5 protein-coding genes are annotated in these 12,872 nt (G+C 65.5%); 1 reads left to right on the top strand and 4 read right to left on the bottom strand.

Going from position 1 to position 12,872, the window contains the following annotated elements:
* Positions 1-301 precede the first annotated feature (301 nt).
* Genes glgB through ABFX29_RS13565 form a run of 3 tightly spaced genes read right to left on the bottom strand, consistent with a single transcriptional unit; the run spans position 302 to position 7,928 of the window.
* Positions 302-4,111, bottom strand: a complete 3,810-nt coding sequence (gene glgB / locus ABFX29_RS13575; protein WP_152228822.1) for a 1,4-alpha-glucan branching protein GlgB — start codon at positions 4,109-4,111, stop codon at positions 302-304.
* Entirely contained in the window at positions 4,108-5,877 is a 1,770-nt protein-coding gene (treS, locus tag ABFX29_RS13570; RefSeq protein WP_152228823.1) for a maltose alpha-D-glucosyltransferase, read from the bottom strand. The genes glgB and treS overlap by 4 nt, the downstream gene beginning before the upstream one ends.
* The gene (locus ABFX29_RS13565; protein ID WP_246167638.1) at positions 5,871-7,928 is read right to left on the bottom strand and encodes an alpha-1,4-glucan--maltose-1-phosphate maltosyltransferase; all 2,058 of its coding nucleotides are present in this window, start codon (positions 7,926-7,928) and stop codon (positions 5,871-5,873) included. Before ABFX29_RS13565 ends, treS begins: the two co-directional genes overlap by 7 nt.
* A 191-nt stretch (positions 7,929-8,119) precedes the next feature.
* On the opposite strand from ABFX29_RS13565, the gene glgP reads away from it, so the two are divergent.
* Positions 8,120-10,744: an alpha-glucan family phosphorylase gene (gene glgP / locus ABFX29_RS13560; protein ID WP_211372409.1), complete on the top strand. Its 2,625-nt coding sequence runs from the start codon at positions 8,120-8,122 to the stop codon at positions 10,742-10,744.
* Positions 10,745-10,746: 2 nt separating this feature from the next.
* On the opposite strand, the gene glgX is transcribed toward glgP, so the two are convergent.
* Positions 10,747-12,855, bottom strand: a complete 2,109-nt coding sequence (gene glgX, locus ABFX29_RS13555) for a glycogen debranching protein GlgX (protein WP_152228825.1) — start codon at positions 12,853-12,855, stop codon at positions 10,747-10,749.
* Positions 12,856-12,872 lie beyond the last annotated feature (17 nt).

Raw genomic sequence — 12,872 nt, 5'->3', positions numbered from 1 at the left:
ATAAATAATCGGTATCAATAAACTTGGCACACTATTGAGTTCTCAAACAACAGGCACATCCGGCACCGGGAGGGCTGTGATCCCTTGGGATCCTGCGCTCTCCGTCGCTCCGGAGCAACTTTTCTAGCTTAGTACCGCTTGGCAGTCGGTGTCAAACCGGCTGTTTTCGCGATATACGCTGCGTTCTTGCTGTGGTTCTTACTTCCTCCGCGCTTCCCGGTTCCCCGTTCTGCGCGGATATAAACTCTAGCACGGTTTTGGGGAGGCATCGACCACCTCCCCAAAACCGTCGGCCCTATAGCTACTTCCGGGGCGTGAGGTACAGCAGGCCCAGGGGCGGGAGCCGGAGGGACGCGGAAGCCGGCTGGCCTTCGAAGCCGCCTTCCTCCGCCGTCACTACCCCCATGTTGCCTACACCCGAGCCACCGTATTCCACGGCGTCGGTGTTCAGCCGTTCCACCCACTCCCCCGCCCACGGCAGTCCGACGCGAATGCCCTCATGCGGGGCACCGGAGAAGTTGGCAATGCAGACCAGCGGGTTGCCCTGGCCATCCCAGCGGATGAAGGAGAGTACGTTGTGCGCTCCGTCGTTCTCGTTGATCCACTGGAAACCGGAGGGTTCGTTGTCCCGGGCGTAGAGCGCCGGGGTTTCCCGGTAGATGTCGTTGAGTTCCCGAACCAGCAGCTGCACGCCTCGGTGCTGGGGCGTTTCAGTGAGGTACCAGTCCAGCCCGTACTGCTCGGACCATTCAGCCTCCTGGCCGAACTCCGTCCCCATAAAGATCAGCTGCTTGCCCGGATGCGCCCACTGGAAGGCAAGATAGGCGCGGACGTTTGCCAGCTGCTGCCACCGGTCGCCCGGCATCTTGCGCAGCAGCGATCCCTTGCCGTGCACCACTTCGTCATGCGAGATGGGCAGCAGGAAGTTCTCCGTGAAGGCATAGACCAGGGAGAACGTGAGCTTGGAGTGGTGGTACATCCGGTTGATCGGATCCTCGGACATGTACTCGAGGGTGTCGTTCATCCACCCCATGTTCCATTTCAGTCCGAAGCCCAGTCCGCCCGTATTGGTCGGGGCGGTAACCCCGGGGAACGCCGTCGACTCTTCCGCGATCATCACGATGCCCGGTACCCGCCGGTAGGCAGTGGCGTTGACTTCCTGCAGGAAGGAAATCGCTTCCAGATTCTCCCGGCCGCCAAACTGGTTTGGACGCCACTGGTCCGCCGGGCGGGAGTAGTCCAGGTAAAGCATGGAGGCAACGGCGTCGACCCGCAGGCCGTCAATGTGGAACTCCTCCAGCCAGTAGATGGCGTTTGCCACCAGGAAGTTGCGCACCTCGCGCCGGCCGTAGTCGAAGATCAGCGTTCCCCAGTCGGGCTGCTCGCCGCGCATCGGATCGCCGTGTTCGTAGAGCGGCTGTCCGTCGAAGTTCGCCAGGGCCCAGGAGTCCTTGGGGAAGTGTCCGGGCACCCAGTCGAGGATGACGCCAATGCCGGCCTGGTGCAGTGTGTCCACGAGGTACCGGAAGTCATCAGGATGCCCGAACCGCGCGGTGGGGGCGAAGTAGCTGGTGATCTGGTATCCCCAGGAGCCCCCGAAAGGATGCTCGGCAACGGGCATGAACTCCACGTGGGTGAAGCCCTGCCAGGTGACGTACTCGGCGAGCTGCTTGGCCAGCTCCCGGTAATCCAGGCCCAGCCGCCAGGAGCCGAGGTGGACTTCGTAGACGCTCATCGGTGAGTTGTGCGGGTCGCGTTCAGCGCGCGCGGTCATCCAGTCCTGGTCTTCGAACCGGTAGGTGGATTCCACGACGCGGGAGCCGGTGAGCGGCGGAGCTTCCGTTCCCTTGGCCATTGGGTCAGCCTTCTCCCGCCAGACTTCGTCCTGGCCGAGGATCTCGAACTTGTAGCGTGAGCCGGGTTCAACGTCCGGGATGAAGATCTCCCAGACCCCGGAGCTTCCCAGCGAGCGCATCGCATGGATCCGGCCATCCCAGGCGTTGAAGTCTCCCTCGACCCGCACGGCTTTGGCATTCGGTGCCCAGACGGCGAAGCTGACCCCGTCCACTTCGCCAAGGACGGAGTTGTAGTGGTGCGGGTTGGCACCCAGTACGGTCCAGAGCTTTTCGTGCCGTCCCTCACCGATGAGGTGCAGGTCCATTTCGCCCAGGCTGGGCAGGAACCGGTAAGGATCGTCCACCAGGGCCGGCGGAACGCCGTCGTACGTAACTTCCAGCCTATAGTCGGGCACCTGCCCGGGGGTCGTCGCCGGCAGCGTCCCCACCCAGATCCCGTTGTGTTCATGCCGCAGCGGTGCCCGGCCCTCGGGAGTGATGGCGGTGACTTCGCTGGCCAGGGGGCGGAGCGTACGGATCGTCACGGTTCCGTGGTCGTCCAGGTGCGCACCCAGCACTGCGTGCGGCTGGTAGTAGCTGCCGTAGGACACCGCGTCCAGGACGTCCTGCGCGACGGGCAGCGGGGTGCCCGTTCCGCCAGCCTGTGCCGGAGCGGCCACGGGGACGTCGGCACCGCCGGCGGATGCGGCGGCAGCAGTGCCCGACGGCGGAGCGGCGGGCGCGGCGGACGCGGCGGATGCGGCGCCCTTGGGCTGGACGGAGTCGGACTCTGGGGTTGTGTTCACGTGGTTCGTTTCCTGTCCGTTCGGCGGGTTTTGCTGCAACCTGAGTTCTTCCAGGACCTGGCGGGCGGCCGTCGCCGGCACCTCGATCCAGGCCGGGCGGTTGCGGATCTCATAGACGACCTCGTACAGGGCCTTGTCCAGCCAGAGCGCGATGTAGAGCGGATCGGCGCGGTTGACCTGCGTTCCGGTCTCCTTCTCGTAACCGCGCAGGAAGGCGTCGGCAGCGGCCTGCGCCCAGACGGCGGCCTGGACCCTGCGGGCAGTGTTTTCATCCAGGTCTTCAGGTCCGGCCCCGGAAGACCCGATGACGGCCACCGCAGCGGCGTAGTCAATTGAACGGAGCATCCCGACGACGTCGCGCAGGGCAACGTCGGGAAGGCTTCGTTCGGCGGCGGGCCGAAGCGGCTCGCCCTCGAAGTCCAGCACCGTCCAGCCGCGGCCTGTCGAGTGGAGCACCTGGCCAAGATGGTAATCCGCGTGGATGCGCTGCAGGCTGGGCAGGGACGGCAGCTGCTCCACGGTCTCCAGGAGCTGATTGAATGTCTCGTCATACGGGCCCACGTAGCTGCGGGCTTCCTCCCACTCCCACTTCAGCCTGCGTACCAGTGAGTCGATGAATTCCTGCTGCTCGGCCGGCGTGGGCTGGTGCGCGCCGAAGGCGGCTTCGAGCTGGGAATGGATCCTTCCCGTCACGGCCCCGAGTTCCTCGGCTTCGGCGGAGAAGTCGCGGCCGGCGACGGCGGCGGACGAGGCGGTGCGCCACGCGTCCTCGCTGTCCGGGATGAACTCCCGGAGCACGCTCACGTCTCCGGTTACCCAGCTGCCTGCAGCGGCGGCGTCGTACACGTCCTCCCAACTGCCGGTGACCCAGCCCAGCGTGGCGGGCACGTCCTGGGAACCGCCCTCCGTGAGCTTGGCGCTGACCACCACGTCCGGGCTCTCCCCCGCAGCCAGCACGCGGTAGAACTTCACGATCACCGGCGCCTTGCTCGTCACCGCAATGACCGAGGTATTGGACTGTTCGCCCTTGAGGACCCGGATGGCGAGGGTGTCCGTGAAGGCATCCCAGTCACCGAATCCGTCCAGTGCGTACCCGTGGGTGCGGCCGTCCAGCGAGCTGGCCTGCGAGCGCATGGTTTCCAGCCAGGCCGTGACGAACACGGGGTCTGCCGTAGCGTCGTACAGCCACTGCCGGCCCTTGTCGGGGTGTTCCACGATGCCCAGGAGCGAGTCGCCGAGTTCCTCCACCGGATCGGAGCGGGTGCTGACCGGCACGCTGATGACGTCCACCCGCCGCCCGGATTCCACCGAGACGAAGTGCACATGCATTTCGACCGCACCCTGCGGGTCTGCCAGTTCAATGCCCCCGACGCGGCGAAGGACCACATCCCGTCCCTTGGCCGGAAACCATCGCTGCCGGGGCAGCCAGGCAGTGAGCAGTTCGGGCAGGGTCGGGATGGTGTCTGTCATTTCGACGTGGCCTCCGGTGCGAGTATCAGCGGGATTGCTTCGGTCTGCGGTGAGCTTGTGTTTGATTTCGCTGAGCGCAGGCGAAGCCAGTAGAAGTCATGGCTGCCCAGGGTCAGGGTCAGAGAACCGTCCTGCCCGAAGGTGGGGAAAGGCGTTCCGCCGAAGGCGTCCCGCAGTCCCCGCTCGGCGAACTCCGGCAGATTCACGGTGGCGGCCACCGGATGCTGGGAGAGGTTGAAGATGCAGAACATGGTCTCCCCCACCTCGCCTTCGGGGTTGTCTTCCGGCAGTTCGCGCAGGAACGCCAGGACGGCCTCGCTGTCCGTGGGGACATTGCGGTAGGAGCCCATGCCGAAGGCGGGATGGGTCTTGCGGACCATGATCATCTGCCGCAGCCAGTGCAGCAGCGAACTGGAACTGGCCAGCTGCGCCTCCACGTTGACGTGGTTGTAGTGGTAAACCAGCGACTGCACCACGGGCAGGTAGACCTTGCCGGGGTCTGCCGTGGAGAAGCCCGCGTTGCGGTCCGGATTCCACTGCATTGGCGTGCGCGAAGAGTCGCGGTCTTCCAGCCAGATGTTGTCTCCCATGCCAATCTCGTCCCCGTAGTACAGGAACGGGCTGCCGGGCAGCGAGAGCAGCATCGCGTGGATCAGTTCAATCTCCGCGCGGGAGTTATCCAGCAGCGGTGCCAGCCGCCGCCGGATGCCGATGTTGGCGCGCATCCGGGAATCCGGGGCGTACCAGCCGAGCATGGCCTGGCGTTCCTCGTTGGTGACCATTTCAAGCGTCAGCTCGTCATGGTTCCGCAGGAAGGTTCCCCACTGTCCGCCCTGCGGAATGTCCGGGGTCTCTTCCATGGTCTGGATGATCGGTGCGGCCTTCTGGTCCCGCAGGGCGTAAAAGAGCCGCGGCATAATCGGGAAGTGGAAGCACATGTGGCATTCCGGTCCGGTCTCGTCGCCGAAGTACTCCACTACCTCATGGGGCATCTGGTTGGCTTCCGCCACGATCACCCGGCCGGGGTAGTTCTCATCCACCATGGTCCGCAGGTCCTTCAGGAACCGGTGGGTTGCCGGGAGGTTCTCGCAGTTGGTCCCGTCTTCCTCGAAGAGGTACGGGATGGCGTCGGCGCGGAAGCCGTCGATGCCCTGGTCCAGCCAGAACCGCACGACGTCGAACACCGCCTCAACGACCTTCGGGTTCTCGAAGTTCAGGTCCGGCTGGTGGCTGAAGAACCGGTGCCAGTAGAACTGCCGGCGCACCGGGTCGAAAGCCCAGTTGGATTCTTCCGTGTCCACGAAGATGATCCGCGCGTCTTCGTACTTCTGGTCGGTGTCTGACCAGACGTAGAAATCGCCGTAGGGACCGTCCGGGTCGTTGCGGGATTCTTCGAACCACGGGTGTTTGTCCGAGGTGTGGTTCAGCGGCAGGTCAATGATGACGCGCAGCCCGCGGGCATGGGCCTCTGCCACCAGGCGCTTGAAGTCGCTGATGGTGCCGAACTCGCTGAGCACGTCGTAGTAGTCGGAAATGTCGTACCCGCCGTCGCGCAGCGGAGACTTGAAGAAGGGGGGAAGCCAGAGGCAGTCCACGCCCAGCCACTGCAGGTAGTCCAGCTGGGAGATCAGGCCGCTGAAGTCGCCGTTGCCGTCTCCATTCGAGTCGCGGAAACCCCGGACCAGGACTTCGTAGAACACTGCCTTGCGGTACCAGTTCGGGTCGTTCGTCAGCCCGGGTGCGTGCAGCTGGAAGGGATTTACCATGCCGATCCCCTCCGTACAGCCAGAACGTGCGCCGGTTCGTAGTGTGCGTCCAGGCGCACGTAGTTGTACTGTCCCCAGCGGTAGCTCGCGCCGCTGATCAGGTCATCGACCCAGAACGTGCCGTCGTCGTTGAAGTCCTGCGGATCGAGGTGCAGGGCATCAAGGTCCAGGGTTACGGTGCACTCGCGTGCACTGTGCGGGTCGGTGTTCACCACGATGATGAGCGTGTCCTTACTGCTTGGATCGGAATAATCGACGTGCTTGTACTTGGAGTAGGCGACCGTGGCCTCGTCGGTGCTCGAATGCACCGTAAGGTTCTGCAGGTCCCCCAGCGCCGGGTGGTCGCGCCGGATCTGGTTCAGCCGGGTGATGTAGGGCGCAAGGCTGCGGTTCTCGGCCTCGGCGGCGGCGAAGTCCCGCTGCTTGTACTCGAACTTCTCGTTGTCGATGTATTCCTCGGCTCCCGGCCGGGCCACATGTTCATAGAGTTCGAAGCCGGCATACATGCCCCACAGCGGACTGGCGGTAGAGGCCAGCACGGCACGGATCTTGAATGCGGGCGGCCCGCCGTACTGAAGGAACTCCGTGAGGATGTCCGGTGTGTTCACAAAGAAGTTGGGCCGGAAGAACGCCGCGGTCTGATGGGATACCTCAGTGAAGTACTCCTCGATTTCCCGGCGGGTGTTCCGCCAGGTGAAGTACGTGTAGGACTGCTGGAAACCGGCCATGCCCAGCGCGTGCATCATGGGCGGGCGGGTGAAGGCCTCGGCAAGGAACACCACGTCCGGGTGCTGCTTGTTGACGGTACCGATCAGCCATTCCCAGAAACGCAGGGGCTTGGTGTGCGGGTTGTCCACACGGAAGATCTTCACGCCGTGGCTGATCCACATGAGGACGATGCGCAGGATCTCCCTGGAGAGTCCCTCGTAGTCGTTGTCGAAGTTGAGCGGATAGATGTCCTGGTACTTCTTGGGCGGGTTTTCCGCGTAGGCAATACTGCCGTCCACCCGGGTAGTGAACCATTCCGGATGCTCGGTGACCCAGGGATGGTCCGGGGATGCCTGCAGTGCCAGGTCGATAGCGACTTCCAGCCCCAGCCCCGAGGCGGCCTGGACAAAGAAGTCAAAGTCCTCGAACGTTCCCAGGTCCGGGTGGATCGCGTCATGCCCGCCCTCCGCGGCACCGATTGCCCAGGGAGATCCCGGGTCCTGCGGCCCGGCAACCAGGGTGTTGTTCGGTCCCTTGCGGAAGTTGGTGCCGATGGGGTGGATGGGCGGGAGGTAGATGACGTCGAACCCCATCCGCGCCACCCGGTCCAGGCTGTGCACAGCGGTGCGGAAGTTCCCCGAGGTCCACGAAGCCGTGGCGGGATCGAAGGAAGCACCCTCGGAGCGCGGGAAGAACTCGTACCACGCGCCGCGCCCTGCCCGGTCACGCTCCACGTTGATCGGAAAGCGCTGCGAGGCGGTCACGAGGTCGCGGATCGGCTCGCGCTCCAGCACCCGGGCCAGCTCCGTCCGGCTGGCCGCGGCGAGCCGCATCCCGGGATCCAGTGCCTGGTCCTCGAGTACCCTGGCAGTTTCCCGCAGCACGGCGGCGTCGTCCTCGTCCCGGCCCACTGCTGCCGCAGTGAAGAGGGCGGCGCCTTCGGCGAGCATCAGTTCGACGTCGATTCCGGCACCGATTTTCACCTCTGCGTTGTGGTGCCAGGTGCCAAACAGGTCAGCCCAGCCTTCCACGGTAAAGGTGTACGCTCCGGTCGACGGCGGGCGCAGAAGCCCCTCCCAGCGGTCCAGGCCCTGTCCCACCGGGTGCATTCGCCGGCGCTCGACTTCCTGTCCCTGCGGGTCGTAGAGCACTGCCGTGACCCCCACGAGGTCGTGCCCTTCACGGAAGACCGTGGCCCCGATGACAAGGTCTTCTCCCGGGACAGCTTTGGCGGCAAACCGGCCGCACTGGATCACCGGAGACACGTTGAGGATTGGAATCCGGCCGAACCGGAGTTCCGCGGCGGGCTGGACATTAGATGGCAACGCGCTGGATGTGGTCACAGACTAGACGTTAGCGACAATCAGGGCAGATTGCTAAGGGCACGTACTTTTTGCCGCATCGCTACAGGTCAGGACGGATACGCGCAGAATCCCCGCAGGTCCGGACGGGGTTGGAGGAAATGGGGTTAAATCCCTGTTGCTTTTGCGTGACGGAGAACACTGCCGCGGCGTTCTGCGCTAGCCTAACGGGGGTGAAGGCAATCCGAAGGTTTACCGTCCGCACCGTCCTCCCCGACAGCATTGCGCCGCTGGCCAGACTGGCCGGCAACCTGCGCTGGAGCTGGCACCAGCCCACCCGGGAGCTGTTCAACGACCTTGATCCGCAGATCTGGGCGCAGAGTGGACACGATCCCGTCCGGGCCCTGGGCATGGTCAGCCGCCAGACCCTTGAACGAATCTCAGGCGACTCGGAGCTGGTCGAACGCATCCGGTCACTGGACGAGGGCCTGGAGCACTATCTCACCGAACCGCGCTGGTACCAGTCCCTCGGTGAGGACGCCCCTCGTTCAATCGCCTATTTCTCCCCCGAGTACGGCATCTCCGCCGTGCTGCCGCAGTACTCCGGCGGCCTGGGGATCCTGGCCGGCGACCACCTGAAGTCCGCCTCGGACCTGGGCGTCCCGCTGATCGGCGTAGGCCTTCTCTACCAGGCCGGCTACTTCAAGCAGTCCCTCTCCCGCGACGGCTGGCAGCAGGAGACATACCCGGTCCTGGACCCCAACGGCCTGCCGCTGACCCTGCTGCGTGAAGAAGACGGAACCCCCGCACGGATCAGCCTGCCCCTGCCCAACGGACGGCACCTGATGGCGCAGATCTGGCGTGCCGACGTCGGGCGCGTTCCCCTGCTGCTCCTGGACGCGGACGTGCGCGGGAACGACGACGCCGCCCGCGGCATCACGGACCGCCTCTACGGCGGCGGCGGAGACCACCGGCTGCAGCAGGAACTGCTGCTGGGCATGGGCGGCGTGAAGGCGCTGCGAGTCTTTGAACGCCTCACCGGAGCGCCGGCACCGGAGGTTTTCCACACCAACGAGGGCCATGCCGGGTTCCTGGGCGTGGAACGGATCCGGGAACTCATGGATACCGGAATGCACTGGGAAGAGGCGCTCACCGCTGCCCGGGCATCCACGATCTTCACCACCCACACGCCTGTTCCGGCCGGAATCGACCGCTTTGATGTTGGCGAAGTGCGGCATTTCCTGAGCGCGGGCCTGGCCCAGTCCGTACCGACGAACAAGGTCCTGGCGCTCGGTGCCGAGGACTATGAGGGCGGTGACCCCAACGTCTTTAACATGGCCGTGATGGGACTGCGCCTGGCCCAGCGTGCCAACGGCGTGGCCAAGCTGCATGGACAGGTGTCCCGTGCCATGTTCTCCGGTCTCTGGCCTGGCTTCGATGTTTCGGAGATCCCGATTACCTCGGTGACGAACGGCGTGCATGTGCCCACCTGGGTCGATCCCGAGCTGACCCGGCTGGCCCAGAAGCAGTTCGGTGTTGCCACGGTCCATGACCGGGACTGGACCCGCGCCTACGAAGTCAGTGACGAGGACCTGTGGGACCTGCGGCGCCGGCTGCGCAGCAACCTGATCGACGACGTACGGCGCCGTGTCCGCGCGGCCTGGCGCAAGCGCGGCACCCCCGACGCATCGCTGGGCTGGACCGACGATGTGCTGGACCCGGATGTGCTGACCATCGGATTCGCCCGGCGCGTGCCGACCTACAAGCGGCTGACACTAATGCTGCGCGACCCGGCCCGGCTGAAGGCACTCTTGCTGCATCCCGAGCACCCGGTGCAGCTGGTGGTGGCAGGCAAATCCCACCCGGCCGATGAGCAGGGGAAACGGATGATCCAGGACTTGGTGCAGTTCACCGATGATCCCGAGGTCCGCCACCGCATCGTGTTCCTGCCCAACTACGACATTGCCATGGCACGCACGCTGTTCCCCGGCTGCGACGTGTGGCTGAATAACCCCATCCGTCCGCTGGAGGCTTCCGGCACCTCCGGGATGAAGTCCGCCATCAACGGCGGCCTCAACCTCTCGGTGATGGATGGCTGGTGGGATGAGATGTACGACGGCGAGAACGGCTGGGCGATCCCCTCCGCGAATCCCCGCGAGGGTATCCACACGCGTGAGCTGTACACCCCGGACCAGCGCGACGACATTGAAGCGGCAGCCCTGTACGAGCTGCTGGAGAACACGGTTGCCCCGATGTTCTACGGCCAGGAGCCTTCCTCCGACGCCGGCTCTGCCGGCCCCTCGGAAGCCCCGGCGGATGCACTGCCGCACGAGTGGCTGGAAATGGTCAAGCACACCCTGGCCGAGCTGGGACCGAAGGTTTCCGCCAACCGAATGCTGCGCGACTACGTCAACAACCTGTACCGGCCGGCCTGCCAGTCCGGGCGGGCAGCTGCTGCGGACCAGTACCAGGCCGCCCGGGACCTGGCAGCCTGGATCATGCGGGTCCGCGACGCCTGGAGCGGGGTTGCAGTGGAGCATGTGGATTCCATCGGCATCTCGGACGCACCGCAGATTGGCGACCGGCTCACTGTCCAGGCCTACGTGAACCTCGGCTCGCTCAAACCAACGGATGTTGTGGTGGAAGCCGCCTACGGGCAGGTGTCCGAAGCGGACAAGCTGAGCGACCACCAGCTGCTGGAGCTGAACGTGGCGGAGGATCTTGGATCGGGCCGGTACCTCTACTCAGGGGACCTGCACATTGAGCTCGCCGGGCCGTTCGGCTACACGGTGCGCGTCCTGCCGGATCATCCCGGGCTGGCGTCCAAAGCCGAGCTGGGGCTCGTAGCCAACGCCTAGGTTCAGATGCGGTAAACGCTGACGGAGTTCCCGGCGACGCGGTCCTTTTCACCGGCGGCGAGGCGGGCGCCGGTACGGCGCCCGTCGGGGTCGGCGGTGGCGAACAGCAGCTCATAGAGGTGGCCTTCGTTGGCCGTGACCCCGGCGTCGTCCAGTGTCTGACGCGAGGGCAGCACGACTTCTTCCGCTTCCTGCCCGCCGTTGATGACCACCAGGCCCGCGCGTTCACCCTGCCCCGATCCGATGAGCAGCTGCAGTACGCGGCAGCCGGGATCGTGCCAGGCGGCGTCCGCCATGGGCTGGCCCGCGGCGTCGAACCAGAGCAGGAAAGCGTCCCGCGGGTCTGCCGGGAACGCGTACGGCTGGCGGGCCAGGAACTCCCGCCGCAGGCGCAGCAGCGCTGCAGTGGCAGCGAACATGCGCTTGGCGTCGTCGTCGTGCTCCCAGGAAAGCCACGTGTCCTCGTTGTCCTGGCAGTAGGCGTTGTTGTTGCCCTGCTGGGTGCGTCCGGTTTCGTCGCCTGCCGTGATCATGGGAACACCAACGGAGAGCAGCAGGGTGGCCATCAGGTTCCGGGCGGTTTGCCGGCGGCGCGCGCGGACCTCAGGGTCCCTGGTCTGGCCTTCAACGCCGTGGTTCCAGCTGCGGTTGTGGTCCGACCCGTCGCGGTTGTCTTCGCCGTTGGCCTGGTTGTGCTTGCGGTTGTAGGCAGTCAGGTCGGCCAGGGTGAAGCCGTCATGGGCGGTTACCAGGTTCACCGAGGCAAGCGGTGAGCGCTCCGAGCGGGCAAAGAGCTCCGCGGAGCCGGCCAGGGCGCTGCCCAGCCGGGCCAGTGAACCTGCAGGTTCCCCCGCAGCGAGGGCAGCCTGGTCCACCAGCCAGAAGTCCCGTACCGTGTCGCGGAAGTGGTCGTTCCAATCCGCCCAGCCGGGCGGAAAGTTACCGGTCTGCCAGCCGTCCGGCCCAAGGTCCCACGGCTCGGCGATCAGCTTGATGCCGTGCATGACGGGATCCGTGGCCAGCGCAACCAGCAGCGGGTGCCTGCGGTCAAAGCGGTTGCCGGCGTCCCTGGCCAGAGTGGGTGCCAGGTCGAAGCGGAATCCGTCCACGTGGTACTCGCGGACCCAGTAGCGCAGCGAGTCCAGTGCCATCTGGATCACGCGGGGTTCACTGAAGTCCAGGCTGTTGCCGCAGCCGGTCGTGTCGAGGTACCGGCCCTCGGCGTCGTGCCGGTAATACGTCTGGTCACCCAGGCCGCGCCAGCAGAGGGCGGGTTCGTCCTGCCCGCCTTCGGCAGTGTGGTTGTAGACGACGTCGAGGATCACTTCGATCCCGGCCGCGTGCAGGTCCTTGACCATGGACTTGAACTCGTCCTGGACCGCCTGCGGTCCGGCAGCCTGAGCAGTAAGCGTGGCGTAGTCCAGGTGCGGAACGAAGAATCCCAGGGTGTTGTAGCCCCAGTAGTTCCCGAGTCCAAGCTCCCGCAGGTGTCGCTCATCAATGTGGAAATGGACCGGCAGCAGCTCCACGGCCGTGATGCCCAGTTCCTTCAGGTACCGGATGGTCTCCGGGTGGCCCATTCCGGCATAGGTGCCGCGCAGGTCAGGAGGCAGTGCCGGGTTGAGCTTGGTGAGCCCCCGCACGTGGGCCTCGTAGATAACGGAGTCCCGCCACCGGGTGTGCGGCGGCTCGTCGCCGTCCCAGTCGAAGTCCGGGGTGGTGGCAACGGAGAAGTACAGCGGCTTCTCCCCCTGCCGGTGCACCGTGTCGATGCCGCGGCCATACGGGTCAAGCAGGAGCTGGAAGGAACCCGGCTCAGCCGGCAGATCGGCTGCGTGATCCCAGAACCCGTAGCGGATTCCCGGACGCAGGCCCTCAACCCGGCCGTGGTGAACCCCGGCCGAGCGCCGCTCGAGCAAGGTGGACATCCACTGCCCGGGCTGCGCTTCGAACCAGACGTCCACAGCCTGCAGGCCAGGCGCGTAGACGGACACGTTGACGGCGCCCGGAAGATCCGGGACGCCCGCCACGCTGTCGTGGACCCCCAGGGGGAAAGCCCGGGAGATGCGTTCAGACGGAGTCTGCCTACCTCCGGTTACGACGTGTGCCATGCTGCCTCTTCCGGCGC

This window comes from Arthrobacter gandavensis, from assembly GCF_039528575.1.
In the GTDB taxonomy this organism is placed as follows: Bacteria; Actinomycetota; Actinomycetes; order Actinomycetales; family Micrococcaceae; genus Arthrobacter_B; species Arthrobacter_B citreus_B.
Note: the sequence above shows the minus strand (reverse complement) of the source record. Positions and strands in the feature narration are given on the sequence as shown.

Bases quoted from the DNA above. Each gene is read 5' to 3' on its own strand.
- glgB (WP_152228822.1), bottom strand. From the start codon at position 4,111: ATGACAGACACCATCCCGACCCTGCCCGAACTGCTCACTGCCTGGCTG.
- treS (WP_152228823.1), bottom strand. From the start codon at position 5,877: ATGGTAAATCCCTTCCAGCTGCACGCACCCGGGCTGACGAACGACCCG.
- glgX (WP_152228825.1), bottom strand. From the start codon at position 12,855: ATGGCACACGTCGTAACCGGAGGTAGGCAGACTCCGTCTGAACGCATC.